This is a genomic window from Novosphingobium organovorum (genome assembly GCF_022832435.1).
GTDB classification, from domain to species: domain Bacteria; phylum Pseudomonadota; class Alphaproteobacteria; order Sphingomonadales; family Sphingomonadaceae; genus Novosphingobium; species Novosphingobium organovorum.
This window is the reverse complement of the sequence record NZ_JALHLF010000057.1, coordinates 1-23,343: the sequence shown is the minus strand read 5'-3', so window position 1 is coordinate 23,343 and position 23,343 is coordinate 1. Positions and strand designations below refer to the sequence as shown.

Genomic DNA, 23,343 nt, shown 5'->3' with positions numbered 1-23,343 from the left:
CGCCGGGGCCGCGCAGGCCAGGGGCACGGCGCCCGCGGCTTGCCCGTGGGTCGCGGCCTGGGGCGCTTCGCAAATGATCGCGGATGGCGACAACGCGCTGCCCGAAGCCGCGCGGCACGACGTAACCCTGCGCCAGGTGCTGCGCCCCTCGATCGGCGGCACGGCGCTGCGTGTCCGCTTCTCCAACGTCTTCGGCACCGCGCCGCTGCGGATCGACGCGGTCTCGCTGGCGCTCGCGACGAAGCCCGGCGGCTCGGCGATCACGCCCGGTTCCAACGTCGCGCTGCATTTCGGCGGGCAGCCCGGCGTCGTCATTCCAGCGGGCGGCGAATGGCTGTCCGATCCGGTGGCGATGCCGCTTGCACCCTTTGCCGATCTGGCGGTCTCGCTCCATCTGCCGGCCGCGCCTGCGCGAGAGACGGGCCATCCCGGCTCGCGCACCACCTCGTACTGGACGAGCGGCAACCACGTCGGGGACGAAACGCTCGCCGGGGGCGGTTCGATCGATCGCTGGTATCTGGTCTCCGGGGTCGAAGTGCGCGCCTGCGCGACGCCGGTCGTGGTGGCGCTGGGCGATTCGATCACCGACGGGCGCGGCTCGACCACCAATGGCAACGACCGCTGGACCGATCGTCTCGCCCGGCGTCTGGGCGGCAAGGTCGCGGTCATCAACCAGGGCATCGGCGGCAACCGGGTCCTGCTCGACGGGCTGGGCCCCAACGCCATGGCGCGCTTCGATCGCGACGTGCTTGCGGTGCCCGGTGTGCGCAGCCTGATCGTGCTCGAAGGCATCAACGACATCGGCACGCTGACCCGCGAACATCCCGTCAGCGCGGCCGATCACGCCGCGCTCGTCGCGCAGGTAACCGGCGCTTACGCCCAGATCGTCAGCCGCGCCCACGCGCACGGGATCAAGGTCTATGGCGGCACCGTCATGCCCTTCATGGGCATGGACTACTATCACCCCGATGCCTTGAACGAGGCGGACCGCCAGGCCATAAACGCCTGGATCCGAACTCCGGGGCATTTCGATGCGGTGATCGATTTCGACAAGGCGCTGCGCGATCCGGCGCACCCTGACCGGCTCGATCCGCGCTACGACAGCGGGGATTCCATCCATCCAGGTCCGGCCGGTTACGCGGCGATGGCGCAGGCCGTACCGCTGGAATTGCTGCGCTGAGGCGAACCGGGCCAGCCCCTTGCGCCATCGGCCGAACGAATTGGGAGAGTGAGCGATGAAGAAGCACGAGAAACGCGGTGTGGCGGCGGCGGTCGTCCTGGCCGGAACGCTGGCGCTGGCGGCCTGCCAGGGCGCGGCGGACAACGCCGCGAGCGGGGATACCGCAAGCGCGGCACCGAGCGCCGATGCCCCCGAAGGCGTCCAGACCGATCCCGCCAAGTTCCTCGCCCAGCCGCTGGTCGACACGATCTACACCGCCGACCCCTCGGCCCATGTCTTCAACGGCAAGATCTACGTCTACCCGAGCCACGATATCGACGCCGGAATTCCCGACGACGACCTCGGCTCGCAATACGCCATGCGGGACTATCATGTGCTGGCGATGGACCGCATCGGCGGCAAGGTCACGGTCGGGCCGGTGGCGCTCGACATGAAGGACGTGCCCTGGGTGTCCAAGAGCATGTGGGCGCCCGATGCGGCCTACAAGAACGGCACGTACTACCTCTACTTTCCGGCCAAGGACAAGGACGGCGTGTTCCGCATGGGGGTGGCCACCTCGAAGGACCCGATGGGCCCGTTCAAGGCGGAGCCCGCGCCGATCAAGGGCAGCTTCTCGATCGATCCGGCGGTGTTCACCGACGATGACGGGCAGAGCTATATGTACTTCGGCGGGATCTGGGGCGGCCAGTTGCAGAACTGGGCCAGCGGCCAGTACGATGCCGCAGCCGGCAACACCGATCTGAAGCAGGACGACAAGCCCGCTCTTTCGCCCAAGGTCGCGCGCATGGGAAGCGACATGAAGCGGTTCGCCGAAAAGCCGCGCGATGCGGTCATTCTCGACGAGGCGGGCAAGCCGGTGCTGGGGGGCGACCACGACAAGCGCTTCTTCGAGGCCGCGTGGATGTACAAGCGCGATGGCAAGTACTACTTCCTCTACTCGACCGGCGACACGCATTTCGTGAACTACGCCATCGGCTCGAGCCCCTATGGCCCGTTCACCTACAAGGGCCACGTGCTCCGCCCGGTCCAGGGCTGGACCACCCACATGTCGATGGTCGACTGGGACGGCAAGACCTGGCTGTTCTTCCACGATACCCAGCGCAGCGGGAAAAACCATCTGCGCAACGTCAAGGTGACGCAGGTCCACTTCAACCCCGACGGCACGATCCAGACCATCGATCCTTTCGTCCACTGATTGCCCGCCAGTCCGGCCTTTGCGCCGGCACCGGCACCGGTATCGGCGCCGGCCGAGCGCTGTTACCAAATCGGTTGCCTGGGAGCGGGGCGCTTCCAGGGAGCCGTATTCCGCCCGCCGTTCCTCCCGGATCGGGCGGCCTTACCGGGAGGGCCTCCAGCCTCCCCGACGCTCGAGGGGCCCGGACCAGACCACATGGTGCCTCTCGAGCGTCCGATCGGAACAAGGCCGATGCTGCAGCCGGTGGCATCCACGAACGACAGCACGCCGCTCCACCGCAATGGCGGGCAGGCTTGCGCTATGGCAATGTCGAAATCGCCCCCGGCGAACGCATCACGGCCGAGAGGTATGGCGGTGAGGGGCTCACAAACAACAGCACAAGCGACTGAATCTAAATTTCAAAATTCAAAATTGCGCTAACCAAGGCCCTGAGCCAGTCCCGCCCGCTTCACACTGTGATGTGACGTGATCTCAAGGGGTATCACATCGCACTGCATGTCGCAGTCTTCCGCATTAACAGGCCGCAGAGGCTTGCACGCCCCAGTTCGTCAAGTGGCGCGGCGATTCGCCCACAGCAGCCTGGGTCCCAACGACAAGGGCGTAACGCCCCATATGAGACGCTCAGCGGTAAAATTTCGGCTCCTAGGTGCAGACCGCCTGGCTCCGACCACACCCGGTCGTTCCCATGTCGCAGCGTCAAGGACTTCGGCCGGGACTGGTGGTCATTCATGGCCCACCTAGATAATTGCTCCCGTCACATAAGCGCATTTAGTGAACTATCAGGCGCTTGGAGATGGCCGTTAATTCGGTTCGCTGATACTTGGCGTGTCGGTCAAGCCGATGGTGCCTATGTTTGGATGTCGGCATAGGCCAGCAGACTACCAGCGCCTGCTGCGACTGAGGCTTCCTTAACCACGGTGATGGCAGCGGTAATCCAAATGGACAGCGGCTGATCGGCGAAGCGGCACTCGGCTCGTCAACTCTGCCTATGGCCATTAGAGCGAGGTTTGCACACTGCTCGCCCATCCCCGAATCCGTCCAAGCGGTTCATGTTCGGTTTCGCGATGCCATGATTTGAGCTAGCGTCTCACCGACAGGCCCCCTTCGGGTCATCGAACGATTATGAAAAGAGAACCCGACCAAGTGCTAAGGCTCCAGCGCATTTCCGTCTCCGGATTCAAGGCCGTCGATAAGTTCACGATGCGGGTGGACCCCGAACTCACAGTTCTTCTGGGCATGAACGGGACGGGCAAGAGCAGCATTCTGCAGATGTTCTCTTTCATGCGTCACTTAGCGCAGGGCAAGCCATCGCTGTTTTTCGAGGAACGCGGATGGTCGGCCGCCGATATTCGATTCAAGGGGCTCCATTCGCGTAGCAACTTCATCAACATCGAGGCTTATTTTCTTGCCAATTTAAACGATGAAATTCGTTGGACGATAAAATGGGATGCGACGGCAGAAAGACTGCGTTCCGAACGGGTTGATCTGCGCCTTTCCGGTGATGATGACTGGCTGCCGCAGTTAAAATTCAAGGCAAAGGGCGGCGGACGAGCAAGGGGGCAGAATATCCCGCCGTTCACGTTCGAAGGAAGCATCTTGGGCTTGGTCCAGATCGACGACCTTGATGAAAATGAGCGTGATCCACTGGTCGATCTCTATCAATGGCTCAGCGGAATTGAGTCGCTCGAGCTCCTGTCGCCCACAGCGATGAAGGCCGGGACCGGACCGAGCACCGGAAACCTGGGAAGCCGCGGGGATCGTCTTGCCGGGTTCCTTGCCGGCTTGACCACAGAGCAGCGCGTGCGGGTGCAGGGTCGAGTGGCGCTCTTTTATCCGCTCTCCGATTTGAACACCGTCCGCAAGAAGTCCGGGTGGATCGACCTTGTGCTTGCAGAAGCATACCGCGGCATGGGCAAGATCCAATCCGGCCACATGAGTGATGGCTTCATGCGTGTCCTCGCTTTTTGTGCGATCCCCGAGATGCGCGATGTGAGCATGATCCTTCTCGACGAAGTTGAGGACGGTATCCAGCCTCACATTCTGGGACCGCTGATCGAGCTCATATCCGCTGAAACGCCCGCTCAGATAATTGCGACAACCCATTCGCCACTTTTGGCCAACGTGGTTGGTACGAGCAAACTGCGGCTCCTGACGCGCAGCACGGAAGGGCGCACGATTGCGACTTCGGTCGAGCGTCTGCCGGTGTTTCAGATGGGCAACGAGTTCTTTGGCCCCGGCGAATTATGGGCCAACACCGAGCTTTCAGTGATCGAAGATCAGGCGCGCCGCATAGGCTCTCGGGAAGCCGACGAGACCGAGGAACGCTGGCATTGAAGGTCGTCGTCTGCGGCGAAGGCCCTCACGAGATCGGAAAGCCCCATCATTGGGATGAGCGACGGCGCGAGCACGTGAGCCTCGATGGCTGGATGCAGCCGTTCATCCGAAAGGTTTTGGGAGGCGACGTCGAAATCTCGGTGCTAACCCGCCGGGATCTGANCGGCGCGAGCACGTGAGCCTCGATGGCTGGATGCAGCCGTTCATCCGAAAGGTTTTGGGAGGCGACGTCGAAATCTCGGTGCTAACCCGCCGGGATCTGACGACGCTGCGAAGTGGCGGCCACGGCCCGCCACTTCCGGGAGGGCATGGCGCCAAAGCGCTAGCAGCCAAGCTGCGCGCGATTGCAGGCGGCTATGACGCTATGATCTTCATGGTCGATACCGACTCCAAGGAGGAGAGCGAGTGGCAACGTCTGATGGCCGAGGTGGACGCGGGGTTCCAGGCTTCAGAGCAGGAGTTCATGTGTATCGCCTGCATCCCCATGTCCGCATCAGAATGCTGGATGATGGCCGATCCGGCGGCATGGCGTAGCTTTGCAGGGTATGCCGGGACAGAACTGCCGCGCTGGCCTGAAAATATCTGGGGCCATCGGGACGATCCGCAAGGGGGCCACCCGCACCGCTACTTCAAACGCGTGTGCGATGCGGCCGGTGTCTCCGACGGCACAGATACTAGGGCAGAGATCGCGCGGGCGACCAACCTGGACACGGCGCGTGAGCGGTGTCCCATCAGTCTTGAGCCATTTCTTCTCAGCCTGGAAGTGCTCGCGATTAGCCACGCAGCCTAGCGAAAACTTCCGAAAAACTTTGAAAGGGCATCCGGGACGTTCAGGTCGTCGTTCCATGCCGTTATCTCAAAGACTCGGTCGAGAGTTGCCCCCAAAAGGCAACTTACAGTGAGAGCGCCGTTCGGCGAATCAGCTGGGAACGGCAGTACCCCCCCAGGACAAGGCCGTTGGACCCAGCAAACGACCCTTTATGGTCGTTCAACGGCCAAATTGCACTCATCTGTAGCGGACATCTAAGTGTAATGTGCCAGCTGGTCATCTTGTCCGCTTTGTCGAACAATCAGGAAGGTCCGCTTACATGGCGGCGAATTTGCATATAGCCGTCATGCCAAGCCGTAGAGCATCTGGTTTGAGAACAGAGAATCGCTGCAGTTAGGTTAGACAGTCCGGAACAGCACTTTCCAAGGAGCTTTCCGGTTCAAACTGACTTTCGTTCAGTCGCCACGTAACGAATTCTGCGAGCCTGTCGAAACCTCGTTTATGCAACAATTAATTTTCAGCCGCTGTACCAAAGAGGGATGGCGTGGCAGGTCCATAGAAATTTACTGCATATAATCAGATGCCTATGCTTATATATCCAAAAACTGATCCTGCATTACCCCCAAGGTTGACAAATCGGACCTTAATCACGATCATGTTTGGAAATCGAACATGGAGCTTGGTATGGAGTCGGGCACCGAGGATCTGCGAAAAGAGTTCCGGCGAAAGCAAGCAAAGCTGGTCGCCGAATTGGAGGCTTGGTTTGAGGACGAGACGCAGCCTATCGACGGCTCGGCGCCTCCACCTCCATCAGGAGGGGGCGGCTCCATCATTGGTGTGCGCCCGGCCATCGACTCAAAGCGTGTCATCGACGCAAGCCGCGTGACCCGCCAAGTTCTGGATATCGAGCTGCCCCCGGAAATTATCAAACAGGGTGGGTATGCCAGCTGTGATGAAATGATCTCAGATCTCGTACCGAAGCTTGAACGCGTCTACACGGGCGAATTGAAGGTAAAAAAGCGCCGGCCGTTCAAGGTTTCCGAGCCGGCATAAGGGTACGCGAATGACTGAGATAACAGACAATTTGGGCGGCATCGGCGAGCGACTCCGCAAGGCCCGTGAGTTCCTCGAGCTCAAACAGGAAGAGGCTGCGGCGGCGGTCGGCATCCCGCGTTCAGCGCTGTCACTCATTGAAAACGGTAGACGAAAGGTCGATTCAGAAGAGTTGGCACGGTTCGCCAGGGTTTACGGCCAATCGGTGGATGCTCTGGCTGGGACATCGGCGTTGCCTCCGTTGCCGGAAAGCGTCCACGCTCTAGCGCGCGCCGCGACGGAGCTGTCCGACAATGATCGCAACGAGCTTTTGCGCTTTGCAGAATTCTTGCAGGCGCGTGGCCCTAGGAAAGATGGACGTGCCTAGATCTTCTGCGGATGAAGCGCGGCTCGATGCCGTAGCGATGGCCAACAGGCTCCATTCGGACCTTGGGCTGCGCCAGCGCGTCACACAGGGTGACGGTGTCATTGATGTGTTCGGCGCCATTGCCGAACTCGGGATCCCTCTGGTCTTCAAGCCGCTCGATTCAGCACTCGGCCTGTGTCTTCCTGCCCCGCTTAGCGGCATCATGATCACCACTCGGCGCGGCCTGCACATCCAGCGCTTTACCGCCGCCCATGAGCTGGGCCACGCCTCGCTTGAGCACATGGGGAGTGTCGATCAAGAAATCCTCGAGCGCGGACCAAACTACGACGACGGCGGGCGCGACCTCCAGGAAGTTGCCGCCGATGCCTTCGCAGCCGAATTCCTCCTGCCCCGCTGGCTCTACAGACACCACATCCAGAAGCAAGGCTGGACCCTTACCTATGATCTGAAGATGCCGGCGACCATCTATCAGCTGGCTCTACGGATGTCTGTCAGTTATGAGGCGGCCTGCTGGGGCCTTTTGAGCCACAAGATCATGGATTGGCGGCAGGTTCAGTCCCTCCGCAAGGCCAAGCTGGCGGATCTGAAAAGCGGTCTTGGAGACGGGCACCGCCCGGCAGACTCCTGGTCGGATGTCTGGCGGGTGACAGAGCGGGACCATGGCGCCTCCCTGACCGGCAATCCGGCCGATCTCCTGCGTATCGAGCTGAGCGAAGCGCCCGCATCCGGCCACAGGTGGACGGTGGAGAGCCTTGCTGTCCTCGGTTGGGACCTGCTGGAAGACCACTCCGATTTCCAGCACGCACCCTTGCTCTATGGGGCTCCTTCGCGAAGGGTAATGATCGCACGGGCGCAGCAGCCCGGCCTTAACCGGATTGATCTGCGCGAGAGGCAGCCCTGGGGACCAGATCACGAGGATGATCCCCATTTTGCCTTGGCCATTGCTTTGAGTGGTCCGGAGACCCCCGGCCTGTCGCGTGCTGACCGCGCGAGACTGGGTCTGGGCAATTGATCGTCGTCGCCAAAGATCTGAGGCCCGAACTGTTGGGCGTGAGGGATCAGGGGCGCCGTCCCACGTGCTTGGCTTTTGCAACTTCTGCGGCCAATGAGAAACATGCCCTAGCCGCCGAGCATCTCTCGGTCGAGTATCTCTACTATCATGCCGTCGGACGAACGCCGGGAGGCCATCCGGGCACCGGCACGACCATGGCGGCGGCTGCCGAGGCCCTTCTACATGACGGGCAACCGGTGGAAGCCGAATGGCCATATCTGAGCGTCATGCCGCTTCATTGGGGACCACCGAGAATCTCCGGGCCCGCAATCCGGGGGGAATTACAGCTGGGCAAGCTGACCTTCGACGGCATCGTGGCGCAGGTCAGCGCAGGCCATCCCGTCATTCTGGGCCTGATCATCGGAGACCAGTTCTATCAGCCTGATCAGCAAGGATACATTGTGCCGAGCGCTACGGACATTCAGCGTGGGGGGCATGCTGTGCTGGCGATTGGTCATGGTACGGATCTGCAGAGTGATTTTCTGTTGATACGCAACAGTTGGGGAGCGTCCTGGGGCATCGGCGGCCATGCTTGGCTCAGGCGGGACTTTATTGACCTGCATTTGCAGGAAACGGCAACTTTCAAAGCGAGGCGAGCATGAAACTCCTCGAGGGCAGAACAATTCCCGAGGTCTGGCTTAAGGCTGCCTCTTATGTAAATGATTGCCACAGGCATGAAGACCTGAATGTATTTCTCCATGTGCGCGAGCCCACCGTCCTAGAGGTCGCAGACCGCGACGTCTGGCTTGCCATGGATCAATTTTTTTCCGACCACGGTGCCTATAGCATCCATACGGTCGCAGAAACCATCTTCCCGCTCGATTGCTACGAGAAGGGCGGCGCGGCCGGCGTCTATGAGGATTATCCGCGCAGGATAAAGGAGATTCATGCGGCAAGAACCGACAGGGGCTGGGGCACCTATGCGCACCGGTTGGTGCGTCAGAAAGATCGCGACGGGACCCTCTACAACCCCTTGTCCGACTTAGTGGCGAAGATGAAAAACTACAGTAAATACGTCGCTTCCTTTGAGTTGGGCGTGGGGCCCGCAATCGAGGAAGAGATCTGCATCTACGACGGGGCTATCGATCGCCGCCCGCATTACGGCGGCCCTTGCCTCAGTCATCTGAGTTTCAAGAGCCACAAGGGCGCAGTTCACCTCAATGCAACATACCGGTCTCACTATTACATTCGACGCCTTTTCGGCAACATGGTCGGACTTGGGCGGCTGCTGTATTTCATCTCGGTCGAGACGGGGCTGGCAATTGGCAGTCTGACAATCAACTCGACCTATGCCAAGGCGGACAGCGGCAATGGCGGGCAATGCGGCGGTCGCTGGACGCAAAAGGACCTCGATAGGCTGCTGGCGGACTGCTCGAAAATCTATTCAGATGCGCAAGAGCGCGAGGAAATGATGACGTGATTTTTGACTTTGAAAATTTGAGGGCACTGCAATGGCATCAGCACCGGCATGATATGGATTATCATGCTGATGTCGCCGCGATGCCCCCTGCTCTCAGGATGAAGCACTTCTCCCTCCATATGGCCAAATATGCCGCCTATCTCGCCGAATCTGAGGAAAGTGGCGACAAGGGTAAACTCGACCGCGCGCTGGTAGATTCCCTGGCCATCATCCTCGCCATCGCCAACACGTTGGGGCAGGATCTGGGCAGGGACCTGCGAGCGCAGGCAGGTGGCGTTAGTTCCAAATCGGCTGATGGGCTCGATGTGGTGCCACAAGGAATGATGTGGCGCTTCTTTGTGCGCGAAGTCGGCGCGCTCTCGAAAGCCTGTGAGGCATTGGACCATCTTGAGGATTTTCCTTTCAAGAAGACCATGAAAGAGGCCAACGGCGAGTTGGCCCGTATCGTTCTATCATCCGCAGCGGGGGTCGGCCTTGACATCGAAGGCCAATACAAAACCCGGCTGCGCGATGTGGAAAAGCGATCGATGTTCGATGATTTCATCCAGGCGGGCCGCATGGGAGCGGATGGCTGATGTTTTGGGGAGCGCAAAAGCTCAAAAGCAAGCTCGAGCCCCTGATTTCCGGCTTCAGCGAAAGTCGGGTCGATGGGGCGGCTTACCGTTTGCGCGTAGGAAGCGAGGTCTATGTCTCTCCCACCGGAGAGGCCGATGATCCGCGAAACAAGCCCAAGACTGTTTTGGGCCCCAACCAGACGAGCTTTACGATCGCATCGGGTCAGTTTGGTTTCATCTTGACCGATGAAACGATTGAGGTGCCGGAAGGGAATCTTGCCTTCATTTCAATAAGGGCTAAGTACAAGTTTGCAGGTCTTGTCAACGTGTCCGGCTTCCACGTCGACCCCTGCTTCAAGGGCAAGCTGATTTTCTCAGTCTTTAACGCGGGCCCCAATCCAGTCCACCTCGATTACCTCGAAGAATGCTTTTTGATCTGGTTTGCCGATCTGGACGGGGCGGCGTGTCCAGGCGAGAGCAAGAAGGGGTACGATTCGATCCCCTTTGAGCTGATGACGGGGCTCGCCAAGGGGACGCAGTCATTCGCTAGCCTCGAGAGCACCATCCGCGATAATGACAAGAAGGTCTCGGATCGAGTGACGTCCCTTGAGCGGGAGCAGGCCGTACTCAAATGGGCGTTGGCAGCTGCCATGAGTGTCGCGATCGGCTTTGGTGTGAAGCAATGCACGATTGATCGCCCCCCCGACCATGCGGCCCAGGCGGTGGCAGGCTCGGCGAGCGGGCATCCTTAGCCACAGGCAGAACATCGGGTTGGGCTTGACGGGGGCTCGAGCGTGTCTAAGCGCGGCGGCTTGCGCCAGTGGGGTGGAGATGGTTTAATTTGCCTCTGTCCGCCGGCCGATCCTAAGCCCGCCGCCTGTGAGCAGAGTATGATCCCGACTGAAGTTTTTGATACCTATTGGAAATTTGCAGCTGAAAGGCAGGCGGTCTATTTCAGACGTCTGTCCGACCCTGTCGGTCCATGGACACATGATCCCATCATCTCGACCTATCGCTTCACAAATGCCTATCGCGCGGCGGATCGGGTCAGCCAGTACCTGATCCGGGAGGTGCAATATCATCCTGAGCGATCCGCCGAGCCGGATGAGGTTTTCTTTCGCACGCTGCTGTTCAAGGTTTTCAACAAGATTGAAACTTGGAAGCACCTTGAGCGTGAGGCAGGTCCGGTCAGATGGCGGGATTTCAATTTCGAGGCAGTGAACGCGATCCTGGACAAAGCCATGTCGGCAGGCGCGCGTCTCTACTCGGCGGCCTACATCATGCCGGCGCCCAAATTCGGCTATGCGCGCAAACACACCAATCATCTGGCTCTTTTGTCCGCGATGATGAAAGATAGGGTTCCGGATCGTATCCGCCAGCTGCCAACCTTGTCGAATGTCTACGAGATTTTGCTGGGCTATTCCGGGATCGGGAAATTTCTAGCATTTCAATATGCTATCGATCTGAATTATTCATCACTCATCGATCATGACGAGGCCGATTTTGTTATCGCCGGGCCTGGAGCTCTCGATGGTCTGGCCAAATGCTTTTCCAGTCTCGGAAAGCACAGCCCGGAAGAAGCCATTCACTGGATCTGCGACCAGCAGGAACAAGCCTTCCGTGAGCGTGGCCTCGATTTTCAGACGCTTTACGGACGAAGGCTGCAGCCGATCGACTGTCAAAACCTGCTGTGTGAAATCTCGAAATACGCACGGGTTGCTCATCCGTCTGTGCCAGGGGTGAGCGGTCGCACCCGCATAAAGCAAAGCTATCGACCAAGTGCGGATCATCTGATCGCACCGCTGTTTCCACCGAAATGGGGGCTCTCCGTGCAGCAATCGACCCAAGACAGGCCCCGCATTAGGCCTACGAAACTTGGATTGTTCTCATGACCTGGCGCCGGTCAAGGACGCTGCGGGAGAGACTTCCAAGAACCTTTACTGTCAGCCCACGCCATACTCCGCCGGTTACGGCCCCATTGTCTTGTGACCCTGGCGACAAGGGGGAAACTGGGACAGACGAGGCTGCCACTTCGGGAGAGCCCCAGAAGAACGAGGCCGGTTCCTCTATCCAGCGCAAGGCCTCCAACGACTCACGCGCCGTGCGGGTGGTGGCCGGAACTGTGGCAACCGGGCTTCTGGTGGCGCTCGGTTTCGGGTTTTGGTGGTGCCGAGGCATCCTGGCTGCCGACGAGTGGACCCAGTTGGTCAGGCTCCACATGCCTGCCATCGCCGGCGTTCCCTTTGCGGCAGTGATGGCCTTCAGCGTGACACTGACCGCAAGAGCGATCGGTGGCTCCGGCGCCGTTGTGAGCTGGGGCATCAGATTCGGTGGGATGGCGGTGAGCGCCTTGTTCTGGATCCTGACATTTCTGGCAACCACACTTGCGATCCGCATGCTCTGGTGAGGTCCCTGATCCTTGGCATCGGCTCGGATATCCTTTGGGTTGAACGCCTTCGGCGGTCGCTCAGGCGCTTTGGACCGGGCTATCTCGAAGAGGTGTTTTCGTTCGAAGAGTTGGAGGCATCGCCGCCCTTCGGCGATGCGGCCGAATTCTATGCGCGGGCCTTCTGTGCAAAAGAAGCCTGCGCCAAGGCTCTTGGTACAGGCATCGCCGACGACGTGGACTGGTACGATATCCAGGTCATCCAGAGGCCGGGAACTACCCTACTGGTTCTCCATGAGGGCGCGCTGAGGCATCTCTTGTCGATGGTACCCAATGGCAGCGACTTCACGATCCACGTTGACATCGGATCGCGCAAGGGACTGGCCTTCGCATTCGTCGTGATCGAAATATTATAGATTTAAATCTATTTGTTGCCGAAATCGTTCATTTATCTGCACCTATCGAATTTGGGCGACAGCCTTGAATTAGGGATTGCCTCCGCGATTGGCGGGGGCCGCAGCCCCCTCCCCCCCCCCCCCCCACACACGTATCAGGGCTTGAAAGGCTTCAGGCTCATGTTCGGGTCAGCTAATCTAACGAGGCCGAAGAAGGACCCATCCGGGAAGATGCTCCATGGCTGATCTCCTAGTTGCCTCTTACCCCCGTCGCGCGGTACAATGCTCTCCAGGGTCATAAGACTGGCATCATCGCCCTTGAGATATCCTATGATGGCCAGCATCACGTCCATGTCGAGGCCAGCGCACAACAAGTGTCCCGGCTCCGGACCGACCATAAGCGGGGATATCGCGAAATCCCGTCCTTCAATGGTCAGAACGCTAACCGGAGTTGGCGCGATGCCGTCCCTTCTGCCGGAAATCATGCCGGCCGCTGCCGCATCAAAACCCATAACGCGCATCCATGCCGAGAAATTCCTCTGCCTCACCCAGGTTTCAGGCAGATCTATCGGGTTCGGGCCGGTCTCCCCGGGAGGATCGACAAACACCAGCGCTGAAGGAGTGGGATTGCCTACTTCGCGCAGGCAGCTGTAGACCGCATAACCCTTCGACGCCTTGGGCGTGATTTTTGATATCCAGTAATCTACTTGGCTGGTCAGCGCGCTCTTGAGCTTCGACTTGATCTTGGAAGGATCATTGTCCGGTTCCGAAAAGCTTGCCTTGGACTCAAGGATCATGCGCTGGCTGGAGTGGGTCTCGAACAGGAAGTCGGCTGCCCGATCGGTCTTGGCGTTGCCAGAGGCAAGGTGGCTAATAACGGCGGGATCCGAGGCTAGGTGGCCGGCAAACTGATACCCTCGTTGCTGCGCGAATAGGAGAGAGAGGCCTTGCCCAAGGCGACCGGTAAGACTCGATTTTGTGAAGTCATTGAGCGTTGCAGGGCTGCCCGCGATAAGGCGCATATTTGAGCCTGCGCGAAAAGAGATGATCTGATCGAGTTGCAGAAGCAGGCCAAGGCCCGGCAGCAGGTAGTTGCGTTCAACCAGGTAGTCAGCCTTGACGACTGCATGGGCAAGATCCCAGCCGGTGAAATGCAGGGTCGATCTCGAAGTAGCCAGATTGTCCCAGACCGGGCCATTAGGCAGCCGGGGTTTACGGACATCCTTGGCGGCCCATTCATAGACCTCGATGTTCTGCGTGCCAAATGCAGACAGCAAGTTCCTGATACTGCCAAACATCCGATTGTCCCTATTATATACGCCTTATCCTCTTATGGATTAGAAAGAAAAAGGAAGATCTTACAAGGGAAAACAATGTGCATGTTCATGGAAAAAATTGCCTAGCCAAGGAAATCTACGGCCAAAAAATCTAGCTGTGAATGGTCCAAGTTTCAGGGGGCGGAGCACCGCCCTTATCTGCCGCCCGTCGAACTCATGTGGATAGGGCAGGTGGCCTGGCTCTGCGTCTCCTCCGCCTTGGTCGCGCACTCGGCGAACTTGGCGCGCTCCTCGTCCGGCAATCGCAGGAAGTGAGCCACTTCCGCCCAGCGCTTCGCATCGTAGACCTGCATAAGGCGCTCGCCAGCAGTCCAGCCATCGCGCTTCATGGCCGCCACAGCTGACTTCTCACGCCAATGCCAACTCTCCGGTGCGATATCCAGGGCGACAGTTGGGGCAGAGAACATCAGCATTGCGCCCATCACGAAGCCACCACCCAGAACGTAGAGAAGCAACTTGTCCTGTTTGTCTGCCTCCCGAGCTGAATAGACGACTTCACGGATCGAGTTTGCCTCGATGTTCAGCTCATTGCGGGCCCGGGTCCAGGCGACCTGCTCCGCCTGCCGCGCTTCTTGTGCAGCCGCTTTGATCTGGCTGTTTACACGTTCGGGCGTCAAGGTCATTGCGGGCTGACCTTTCAGGGATTGGACTTCCTTGCCTAGTTGATTGATCCGCCCATCGATCCGGGCCAAGTCCGCGCTGTAGTCGCGCTCCTGCAAATGATCGAAGCGCGCGGCAAAGCCATCAATGGCCGCTGACATTCCGGCGAGACGGAGGTTCATGGCCTCGAATGCCTCGGCAGCATCGAGCTCTTCAGGTGGGTTGGTTTCGGTCATCCGCGAAGGCTACCGCTCAAGCCCGCGTGAGCGCGAGCGGCTGATCCAATCTTGCATGTCCCGAGACAGGGTACTGCCTTCGCGGGGCTTGAAGCCCAGCTCATAGGATCTCCTGTGGAGCCGGGATTCCAGTTCCGGATCGCGATGGAAGCTCTTCGAGAGGTAATCGATTCGTTCGGCCGCGCGTTCGGCGCCCAAGGGATCGCCCATCTTCTGCATGCGCAAAAACTGACGGGTGCGTGTCTGCCATTCTTCGATGAAGCGATCGGCGCGCTCATCGGCCGCGATACGGATCTCGCTTTCGAGCCGCATCGCCTGAATGGCTCGGGTACTTTTGCCCTGAGCGGCCTCATCGATCAGCGACGGGTCCTTGCTCATCGCGGCGTACATGTCCTCTGCCGCGTGCGGCCGCTGGGCATCGAGGCTTTTGGCTGCGCGGTCGAGGGCGTGCACCTGGCTGATAATCGGATTGAGCCGTTGACGCTGCATCCGGTCGATGTCGCGCAGTGCCCGCCCGTAGCGCGCGACGGCGGCGTCGAGTGGCTGGGCGTGTTGAATGGTTGGCTCCGGCTGCACCTTGAACCGCATCCCGGCAAAGGGATTGCGCCGAACCTCGGGTTCGTTCTTCGGCTCTCGCTCGGGCTTCTGTACGCGCTCCGGCGCGCGGGTGTAGTCGGAGACCATGTCCTTGCCGCGCTCGCGGCTGAGCGCGCGGACAAGCCGGCTGCGCTCGGCGAAGTCGTCCTTCCCGTAATGCAGGTCGACCTGGGTCCGATGCCGCGACAGCGCGACATAGGAGGCATGTCGATCGAGCCCGGGCGTTGCCAGCACATGGACTCGGTCCACCGTCATGCCCTGCGACTTGTGGATCGTCGCGGCGTAGCCGTGATCGACGTGGGCATAGTCCTTGATGTCGAAGGCGACCGACCGCCCGTCATCGGTGCGCACGCGCATACCGGTGGTGCTGACATGTTCGATGGTGCCGAGTGTCCCGTTCTTCACGCCAAGGCTGCGCTCGTTCTTGAGGAACATCACGCGGTCGCCCGAGGCAAATGCCCGCTCGCCGCGCTCCACTGTCAGCCCCACGTCTTGCCCCAGCATCTGCGCAACGCGCAGGCGATTGCGCGCGGCCTCGTTGAGTTCGCGCACTTCATCGTTGGTGTGCGTGAGAATGATCCGGCTGGCGTCAGGATGCGCTTGCCGATCCGTGTCCCAGCGCTCGATCAGATTGGCGCGCGCGTCCTCGCGCGTCTCGGCCGCATGGACATGGCCCGCGTCCTCGTACGCGGCGAGCGCTTCGCCGGTTCGCCCGGTGGCAAGCTGTCGCGTCGCCTCGCGCTGCCATTCTTCGGATTGGCGGCGAATGGTGGTGATCTCGACCGCACCATGCCGCTCGGCGATACTGCGGAAAGACGCGCCCGCCTCGATCGCCTGGAGCTGCTCGGGATCGCCGACGAGCACGACCTTGGCGCCGCGCTTCTCGGCTTCGCGCATCACGCGCTCCATCTGGCGCGTGCCGATCATGCCAGCTTAGTCGATGACGAGCACAGATTTGCTGGTCAGCAACTCGCGCTCCTGGCCCCACTGGTGTTCGAGGCTGGCGAGTGTGCGGCTGGCGATGCCCGAACCCTGTTCGAGGTTCTCAGCCGCTATCCCTGAGAGCGCTGCGCCGTGGACCGAATAGCCCGCCGAGTGCCAGGCCTCGCGCGCAACCCCGAGCATCGCGCTCTTGCCGGTCCCGGCATAGCCGATGACGCTGCTGATCCCGCGCGCATCGGTGATATGTTCAAAGGCCCCGCGCTGCTCGGGTGAAAGCACCATGCCACGCGCCTCGGCGCGCGTGAGGGCGCGGTCGCGGTGTCGGTCTGGCACGCTGTGATGACGCTCGGCATCGAGCCGGATGGTTTGCCGTTCAAGCCGCTGCTCGGTCTCCAGCATGGCCCGCGAGGTGAAGCGGTCTTCGCCGCGCCCGTCCTTGCCCAGCTTCACCAGCTCGGGCGAGGCTTTTACCACCGCCATGACTTGGTCGAACTGCTCCTTTCCCTCACTGTGGCGGTGGACGAACATGGCAAGGTCGCGGTTGGTGAACGTCGACTTCTGATGGGTGATCGCATCGAGCGCGATGTGCGGGGCCGCGAGCAGCTTCTCGCCGTTGGCCCGTGCGATGGCGTGATGCTCGTCGAGGCGTTCGCTTTCCAGGCCTTGTTCGACCATGCGCGAAGCGGCGGGGCCGATCTTGTTCTGTGGCTCCAGCTCGATGCCTTGCGCTTCCAGCGAGCGGTGATCGACCCGCGCGTCGATATCGAGTTCGGCCAGCCGGGTGTTGACGTGCTGTGCCCAAGCCTCGCGCCAGTGGGTAAGCAGTTCGGTGCGGTTCCAGTCGCGCACCTTCGCGCCAAAGCCCTCTTCGCTGACTTCGCGCAATCCCAGCATCACATGGGCGTGCGGCTTGGCGAGCCCATCGGGCCCCATGTCCCAGTGCACATTGAGGTCGGCGACCATGCCGCGATCGACGAACTCGCGCTTCACGAAGTCGCGCGCCAGTTCGATGCCGTCGGCCTGCTTCATCTCACGCGGGATGGCGAACTCGACCTCGCGCGAGAGCTGCGCGTCCTTACGCCTTTCGGCGGCCTCCACATCATTCCAGAGGCGCTCGCGGTCATGCCATTCCTCCGGTGCATGCTCGGGGAGCAGGACTTCGGAATGAACGACGCCGGCCTTGTTGGTGAAGTCATGGCTACGTTCGAGCCGCTGGTCGTGGAGCCGCGAGGCCGAGCGGTAGGCGGCAGCGGCCACGGCGGACGATCCGGCGGCGCGGGAAATGACTTTGGCCGAGAAGTGGTAGATCGCCATGGCGACAGACCAATTACCCCTGAAAGCGCACGTCGGCACGACGTATAAGCGCGCCCTCGAACGATTTCATCGCACTCGGGAACACGAAATCCCAGAGGATTTCACGCTATTGAGGGGGGCTGAGACTCCCGATAGCGCAATGGTCCGACTTCCTCAACGAAAGGACGGACCATGCGCAAACCCAAAGACTACGATGCCGAGCTGAAGGCGCTGACCGACAAGGCAAAGCAACTCAAAAGCCGCAAGGTGACGCAGCTTGGTGAGCTGGTCACCGCGACCGGCGCCGATGCTCTCTCGGCAGAAGAGCTGGCGGGCGTTCTGCTCGATGCCGCCAGCGCAACCGATGCAGCGAAGAAGGAGGCGTGGCGCAAACGGGGCGCGGCGTTCTTTTCGGGCGAAGGGAAGGCAAAGGCTCGCCAGCGAACTGGTGGCGAGCCGCGCCGCGCTGCACCGGAACCGGGCAGCGCGCAACCGTTGTTCGATGGGCCAGGCACGGCATGACACACGCGAGTGGCAGGTGAAGCGGCGCGAACGTACCCGCCAGCTTATCGAGCTGGGCGGGCTGGTCGTGAAAGCCGGGCTTGTCGAGCTGACCGACGACGACCGAGCGGTGATCCTTGGCCTGCTTGTCGAAGCCGCAGCCAAACTGCGAACCGAGGATCGCGAGCAGGCGCTGACGCTGTGGCGGCGAAGGGGCAAACGCGCCTTCGCGCAAGACGCCATCACGTAGCCATCAGTTACGCACCAAACGGCCCGCGACTGAACCGGCCTTGGCGTAAAGATTCACCTCTGGTATCGTGCAAGGGCGCTGCGCAAAGGGCAGCGCCGGGACTGGTAATCCCGCAGATCGATCAAGCTCGGAAGACACAGTTTTCCGGGGTGCCGTCGCGTATGTCCAAGCCTTCGGGTGAAAGGCGGCGGCGCATGTGATCTGCATGTTACCAGCTCCGGCGGCTCCCGCGCCCAGTGTGCGGGAGTTCGGGACTGGTCCGCAGATGTCTCGCCTCTTCCGCTCCACCGCCCAGATGCGGACCCGGAGGTGCCGATGGACAGCTTTGTTTCTGTTGCTTCACCCGATGAGATCGCCGCTGTTTCCGCAGCGCTGCGTTCCTTGCCAAACGACAATTCCGCACTCGCTGCGCTCTGGAAGATCTACGGTGCCAAGCCCGTTCGATTGCTGCGCACCCAGGAAGGGCGCAGCCTTAGCCGGGCGCGCTACGAACGGGCGCTGGAATTCATGCACGGACTAGAACCCAATGGCCGGAGCGACTGGCCCTATTTTCTCTACACCGCCGGGATCGTTGCGCAGCTGGCGTTATCCTCGCATCTGCTCGATGTGGGCTTTCCGGACAGCTGGTGCGCGCGGCATGTTGGCCTGCATGTCGACCGTTCGCTGGCTTATGCGAACGTCACGGCGTTTGGCTATGATTGCCCCGAGACGGAGCGGTTGATGCAGGTGCTCTCGCCGTACTGGAAATGGAACCAGCAGAGTGTGGCTGGCGGGCAGTTGCCGGATGAAGGCGGGTTTACGCCGGACACGGTTCGCGCGTTGGTTTGCGGGCTTGTCGATCATGTGTGTCATGTGACGGGGCATGCGCGATCGCGGGGAAGGGCGCGGGGCAGGCCTTCTTGATCCTTGGATAAGAAGCGCGAAATGTCTCTGTTTTGCGCCCTTGCTAGCCCCTCCAACACGACTTTCGCACGTCAGGAGGCGTACATCCAGATGTGACGAGACGTGGGCCGCTTCTGCCGTTCACAGATTTGGGTATAAGGTCACTCTAACCTGAATACCGAACGTCTGTACGGTAACCAGCAGCGGTGAGGAACGTGAAGGTCGGGCAATTCGCGGGATGAGGCTTGGGCTCTTTAAACACGATCTCGGAGTAAAAGCGCCAGCCTCCTTCAATGCGTCAACAGGAACATTGACATTCCTGAGAGGAACACGTATGTTCTCACTAAGCAGGCTGGCGGCCTGCTCGCAGCCGAGGAGCGCTTATGATTGAGACCGAAGAAAAGGTTACGACCGCATCGAGCATTTTGGTGATTTTATTACGCGAACTCCGCATGGAACGGCGCCTCCACCAAGCTCAAATCGCTGATTCTATTGGGAAGACAGCAAGTGCTTGGACGAAGATAGAAGCCGGCAAGAGCCCCTTGTCTTTCGAAATTTTTCTACGTGTTTGCAATGTAATGCAAGTGGCAGCGTCCGCTGTTATGGCAACTGCAGAGAGATATGCAGCTATGCTTGGAAATAGGTGGAATCATCCAGATGGGAGTCATTGGGCCGTTCTTTTCACAGAACTTGAACTTAAGGAAGATGCCTTACTGTCGGCTGCTCAAGAATACTGGAATTCACCAGGGTTTCGTCAACAGGGACATAATTCGTTTATCATTCACTCGATACTGAACGGGCCAATTACTAATCCCGATGGCACCATAACGATCGCCCCCGTGTTCCAATTCGCGTTGGACCCAGCTTTCCGCGCGTTACAATTGCGGGAATGAGTTCCCAAGGGCACAGGCATAGTTGAACCGGGCGAAGCGTTTTCCTGGGGTTACCGCGGCAATATCTTTGGAACTTGCTGCGATTCGTCGTTTCGTGCTGTGTCCTAGCTTGCTGACGGAGACACAGCGCTTTCCCTCTCCCACCAATACGACAATCGGGGTTTTCAGGATTACCTAGATTCTGTTTAACGGCCGGCATAGGCGTTTAGCCGACCAGCGGAGGCCAGCATATAGAAATGCGGTTCCGCTGGAAGCCAACTTTCCAGAAGTGACAGAGGAACGGCGAAAATTGGTTGGTAGTCGACGTAGTGTGAGTGTCAGCTATCACCGCGACTCAGCTCCAAACGCGACATTCGCCTACATGCCCCAACACGCCATTCAAAAGTGGGCCTTGGCCCGGAACTGAAATCAGTTTTACGGTGTGCGAATGCAGCGCTGCCGTCCATCCATCGGTGCGTTACGCTGAGTGATTCGGTCAGATATTCGGTATATCAGGTGGCTCCCGATGCCTGTTGAGACGGCTTGCGAGCAGAACGTCAAAATGGAAATTCGGGCGGAATATTTTTTCGCTCGTCCCCAACCGTCCTTAGACGTCCCGGATCGTTCACTTCGCCAGGTTCTGCGCTCTAGCCAGCGGCCGCATGCTCTTGATCCTGCCTCGCTTTAGCCCATTCTTGTTCGTGGCCGGCCAGTCCACCTCACCAAATCGGAGGACATGCCACATGAACATGATGACGCCCCCTGACCGCTTTCTTCGCCTCGGCGATGTGCTCAATCGCACGGGGCTTTCCCGCGCGACCCTCTACCGCAAGATTCAGAGCGGGACCTTCCCGAGGCAAGTGCGCCTCGCCGAACGATGCTGCGGCTGGCGCGAAAGCGCCGTCACCGAATGGATGCGCAATCCCATCTTCTACTCGGTTGATGACTTTCCGCCTCAGGCATGAGTACCGTCAAATCCAGCAGGAGTCTGGCGCGCCCGCACCAGCGGGCGCGCCCGTTTGCTCACCAGCCCTTGCGCTTCTGCCGATCCAGCGACTGGCTCAACATGAAGAAGGTACGGCCCATCTCGATCTCCACCCTGCGCACGCTGATATCGAAGCGCGCGGCGATCTCGTCGTAGGACCAGTTCTCGTAGCGCACGAGGCAGAACAGCTGACGGTGGAAGCGGGGCAGCGAATGAACGGCCCGCGCTATCCGCCGCAACTGCGGATCCTCGTACTCGGGGAAGGCATCGCGCAGGAACGCTTCGCGGATAGCCTGCTCCAGCTGATAGAAACGCCGCATCATGCCACGTCCTCCCCGAAAGTAAGGAGGTAGTCAGCGCCCTTGCTGGCTGCACTTGCCGCCCGGAAGATCGCCTTCTCGTCGGCGCGCAGGACTTCAAGCCACGCCCCAATGTAATCGGAATGGCGAACCGTGGGCTCGATGCCCAGCGACGCGCAGGCAAAGGCGGAGGTCATTTCGGCGACCAGTTCCTCCTTGGCGTACAAGGCCGAACCGAACTTGCCGCTCTGATCGCGCTCCAGCCGTCCCTTGCCGCCAGCCCAATGGCCAAGCTCGTGCAGTGCCGTGCGAAACCAGTTCACCGGTTCATGAAAGGCTGCCTGTGGGGGCACCTGCACATAGTCTTGCTTGGGCGAATAGAATGCTTCGCTCCCACCGATCCGGAAGTCGGCACCGCTGGCGGTAATTAGCCTGTCCATCTCAGCAATCGCCATGACGGGATCGGGCACTCCCGGTTCTTCCGCATACTGTTCAGGCAGCCCCTCGATCTGATCGAGATTGAACGCCGTGAAGCGCTTCAGGAAGGCAATCGTGCGCGCCTCACGGTCCTCGCCTGCGGCCTTCGCGGCCTCGTCCTTGGGGGTGAAGCGGTCGGCATAGCAAATGACCGTGCCTTTCTCGCCCCGCCGGACATGCCCGCCTGCCTTCTCGGCCTGCTTGTAGGTAAGCCAGCGCTGCGACGTGAACTGACGCTCCACCGCCTCGCACCACAAGATCAGCACATTAATTCCGGAGTACACTCGTCCGGACACCGCGTTGTGCGGCATCGTGCATGCACACCGGACCTTGTCCCAAGGCTGCACCCACGGAAGGCGCCCTTCTTCCAACTCGGCGATCACACGTGCGGTCACTTCGCCATAAAGGCTCTGACGGTCGGCCATAACTCCTGCTCCTTTCCTCAACCGCCATTGACCGGCGCCAGGGTGGCGGGGGGCGGCAGGAGCAGACCAGAAGCCCCGCCGGCTAAAGGCGGGGCGCACCCGAAGGGGCGAAACGAAGAGGAGCACCCGGCAGCGCAGCGGACGGGTTGCGCACCGTCGAGGCGGGGCTAGAGGGCCGCGACGCCCCCCGCCACCACGGAGCCGTCAAGGCTCAACGCCGCCGCGCCTCATGCGCGGCGACCATCGGCGGACTGATCAAGACAGTCCGCTTCCTGACAGGGATCGTCACGGCTCTGCCGACGAGACGGCGGCGCAGTCGGTGGCTCGGTTGAGCGTAAGCGAAATAGAGCCCGGCCGCGCCGCAGGCGCGGGTCAGCCCCCGCCTACAACCTGCTACCAACATCGAACCACAAGATACCCTCTGAATTTTCATTCCAGCATAGTGACTTAGTCACCTCGTTGAGGAATAGGCCCGCGCCCTCGCGATCGGGCTTCACTCGCCCGGCAAGCCTCACACCCTGGCCGAAAGAATTCCATGCCCCGCCCCAGCCCCCAGAAACCAACAGCGGCCCCAACACAGGGGCAGGGAAAACGGGGAGCGAAGCGCAGGCAACCGGCCGAACGTCCCGTTGCGCAGTTCCAGGAATGGGAGGAACCGGACAGCTTCGACGAAGCTCTGCGGCTGCACATGAAGCGCTTCGATGAAACGAGCCTTCTCCTCCATCGCGCGATCATTCGCCCCGGCGAGACCTTCCATGCCGACACGCTCAAGGGCTGGAGCCTGGGCAAGCGTCTGCCCCGCAACGTCGCGAGCCTGGACGTGCTTGCGCGCATCGAGGCGCGCTACCGACTGCCTCCCGGCTATTTTAAGGCGAAGCTGCCGCACCCTGGGCGCGCGCCCGCCGATCAGGCGGTGCGCGGCATTGCCCCGGCCGAACAACGT

Annotated in this window: 23 protein-coding genes and 2 pseudogenes; 20 read left to right on the top strand and 5 right to left on the bottom strand. The window is 60.5% G+C overall.

Annotated elements, in window-relative coordinates:
* The 14 genes from MTR62_RS13580 to MTR62_RS13515 form a co-directional block, all read left to right on the top strand.
* Window positions 1-1,180 (top strand): SGNH/GDSL hydrolase family protein (locus tag MTR62_RS13580; protein ID WP_244021772.1); only part of this gene is annotated, 1,180 nt, incomplete at its 5' end.
* Window positions 1,181-1,235: 55 nt separating this feature from the next.
* Entirely contained in the window at window positions 1,236-2,375 is a 1,140-nt protein-coding gene (locus MTR62_RS13575; protein ID WP_244021770.1) for a glycoside hydrolase family 43 protein, read from the top strand.
* 1,122 nt (window positions 2,376-3,497) lie between these two features.
* Complete coding sequence (locus MTR62_RS13570) at window positions 3,498-4,709, top strand: AAA family ATPase (RefSeq protein ID WP_244021764.1); 1,212 nt, start codon at window positions 3,498-3,500, stop codon at window positions 4,707-4,709.
* Between the two features lie 175 nt (window positions 4,710-4,884).
* Window positions 4,885-5,499, top strand: coding sequence for a DUF4276 family protein (locus MTR62_RS13565; RefSeq protein ID WP_244021762.1), 615 nt, complete (start codon window positions 4,885-4,887; stop codon window positions 5,497-5,499).
* Window positions 5,500-6,150: 651 nt separating this feature from the next.
* The gene (locus MTR62_RS13560) at window positions 6,151-6,531 is read left to right on the top strand and encodes a hypothetical protein (protein ID WP_244021760.1); all 381 of its coding nucleotides are present in this window, start codon (window positions 6,151-6,153) and stop codon (window positions 6,529-6,531) included.
* Window positions 6,532-6,541: 10 nt separating this feature from the next.
* Complete coding sequence (locus MTR62_RS13555) at window positions 6,542-6,898, top strand: helix-turn-helix domain-containing protein (RefSeq protein ID WP_244021751.1); 357 nt, start codon at window positions 6,542-6,544, stop codon at window positions 6,896-6,898.
* On the top strand, window positions 6,891-7,910 hold the full coding sequence (locus MTR62_RS13550) for an ImmA/IrrE family metallo-endopeptidase (protein WP_244021750.1): 1,020 nt from the start codon (window positions 6,891-6,893) through the stop codon (window positions 7,908-7,910). The genes MTR62_RS13555 and MTR62_RS13550 overlap by 8 nt, the downstream gene beginning before the upstream one ends.
* Window positions 7,907-8,551, top strand: a complete 645-nt coding sequence (locus MTR62_RS13545; protein WP_244021747.1) for a C1 family peptidase — start codon at window positions 7,907-7,909, stop codon at window positions 8,549-8,551. Before MTR62_RS13550 ends, MTR62_RS13545 begins: the two co-directional genes overlap by 4 nt.
* The gene (locus MTR62_RS13540; protein ID WP_244021745.1) at window positions 8,548-9,369 is read left to right on the top strand and encodes a thymidylate synthase family protein; all 822 of its coding nucleotides are present in this window, start codon (window positions 8,548-8,550) and stop codon (window positions 9,367-9,369) included. The genes MTR62_RS13545 and MTR62_RS13540 overlap by 4 nt, the downstream gene beginning before the upstream one ends.
* A complete protein-coding gene (locus tag MTR62_RS13535; protein WP_244021744.1) occupies window positions 9,366-9,944 on the top strand; it encodes a hypothetical protein in 579 nt (192 codons plus the stop codon). The genes MTR62_RS13540 and MTR62_RS13535 overlap by 4 nt, the downstream gene beginning before the upstream one ends.
* Window positions 9,944-10,675 carry a dCTP deaminase domain-containing protein gene (locus MTR62_RS13530; protein ID WP_244021743.1) on the top strand — a complete coding sequence of 244 codons (732 nt, stop codon included), beginning with the start codon at window positions 9,944-9,946 and terminating at the stop codon, window positions 10,673-10,675. Before MTR62_RS13535 ends, MTR62_RS13530 begins: the two co-directional genes overlap by 1 nt.
* Window positions 10,676-10,717: 42 nt before the next feature.
* Complete coding sequence (locus MTR62_RS13525; protein WP_244021741.1) at window positions 10,718-11,815, top strand: nucleotide kinase domain-containing protein; 1,098 nt, start codon at window positions 10,718-10,720, stop codon at window positions 11,813-11,815.
* A 209-nt stretch (window positions 11,816-12,024) separates the two neighbouring features.
* The gene (locus tag MTR62_RS13520) at window positions 12,025-12,330 is read left to right on the top strand and encodes a hypothetical protein (protein WP_244021740.1); all 306 of its coding nucleotides are present in this window, start codon (window positions 12,025-12,027) and stop codon (window positions 12,328-12,330) included.
* Window positions 12,327-12,725, top strand: a complete 399-nt coding sequence (locus tag MTR62_RS13515) for a holo-ACP synthase (protein ID WP_244021739.1) — start codon at window positions 12,327-12,329, stop codon at window positions 12,723-12,725. The genes MTR62_RS13520 and MTR62_RS13515 overlap by 4 nt, the downstream gene beginning before the upstream one ends.
* A 134-nt stretch (window positions 12,726-12,859) precedes the next feature.
* Here the strand turns inward: MTR62_RS13515 and MTR62_RS13510 are convergent, their stop codons facing one another.
* The 3 genes and pseudogenes from MTR62_RS13510 to traA form a co-directional block, all read right to left on the bottom strand.
* Window positions 12,860-14,002, bottom strand: coding sequence for a hypothetical protein (locus tag MTR62_RS13510; RefSeq protein ID WP_244021738.1), 1,143 nt, complete (start codon window positions 14,000-14,002; stop codon window positions 12,860-12,862).
* Window positions 14,003-14,175: 173 nt separating this feature from the next.
* Window positions 14,176-14,877: a DUF6118 family protein gene (locus MTR62_RS13505; protein WP_244021737.1), complete on the bottom strand. Its 702-nt coding sequence runs from the start codon at window positions 14,875-14,877 to the stop codon at window positions 14,176-14,178.
* Between the two features lie 9 nt (window positions 14,878-14,886).
* A pseudogene (gene traA, locus MTR62_RS13500) lies at window positions 14,887-17,730 on the bottom strand (Ti-type conjugative transfer relaxase TraA).
* A 171-nt stretch (window positions 17,731-17,901) separates the two neighbouring features.
* Here traA and MTR62_RS13495 point away from each other — a divergent pair.
* The 5 genes from MTR62_RS13495 (at window position 17,902) to MTR62_RS13475 (ending at window position 21,179) form a co-directional block, all read left to right on the top strand.
* A complete protein-coding gene (locus MTR62_RS13495; protein ID WP_244021736.1) occupies window positions 17,902-18,231 on the top strand; it encodes a conjugal transfer protein TraD in 330 nt (109 codons plus the stop codon).
* 16 nt (window positions 18,232-18,247) lie between these two features.
* Window positions 18,248-18,460: a conjugal transfer protein TraD gene (locus tag MTR62_RS13490; RefSeq protein WP_244021734.1), complete on the top strand. Its 213-nt coding sequence runs from the start codon at window positions 18,248-18,250 to the stop codon at window positions 18,458-18,460.
* 315 nt (window positions 18,461-18,775) lie between these two features.
* Window positions 18,776-19,363, top strand: coding sequence for a hypothetical protein (locus tag MTR62_RS13485; RefSeq protein ID WP_244021732.1), 588 nt, complete (start codon window positions 18,776-18,778; stop codon window positions 19,361-19,363).
* A 362-nt stretch (window positions 19,364-19,725) separates the two neighbouring features.
* Window positions 19,726-20,235 (top strand): helix-turn-helix domain-containing protein, encoded by a 510-nt coding sequence (locus tag MTR62_RS13480; protein ID WP_244021730.1) that lies wholly within the window; start codon window positions 19,726-19,728, stop codon window positions 20,233-20,235.
* 728 nt (window positions 20,236-20,963) lie between these two features.
* Complete coding sequence (locus MTR62_RS13475) at window positions 20,964-21,179, top strand: helix-turn-helix transcriptional regulator (RefSeq protein WP_407672685.1); 216 nt, start codon at window positions 20,964-20,966, stop codon at window positions 21,177-21,179.
* Window positions 21,180-21,237: 58 nt separating this feature from the next.
* Here MTR62_RS13475 and MTR62_RS13470 read toward each other — a convergent pair whose 3' ends face one another.
* Window positions 21,238-21,522 carry a sigma factor-like helix-turn-helix DNA-binding protein gene (locus MTR62_RS13470; RefSeq protein WP_226637512.1) on the bottom strand — a complete coding sequence of 95 codons (285 nt, stop codon included), beginning with the start codon at window positions 21,520-21,522 and terminating at the stop codon, window positions 21,238-21,240.
* The gene (locus MTR62_RS13465) at window positions 21,519-22,400 is read right to left on the bottom strand and encodes an ArdC family protein (RefSeq protein ID WP_244021728.1); all 882 of its coding nucleotides are present in this window, start codon (window positions 22,398-22,400) and stop codon (window positions 21,519-21,521) included. The genes MTR62_RS13470 and MTR62_RS13465 overlap by 4 nt, the downstream gene beginning before the upstream one ends.
* Window positions 22,401-22,935: 535 nt before the next feature.
* Between MTR62_RS13465 and MTR62_RS13460 the strand changes: the two are divergent.
* Window positions 22,936-23,343, top strand: a pseudogene (locus MTR62_RS13460) (hypothetical protein); the annotation flags it as partial.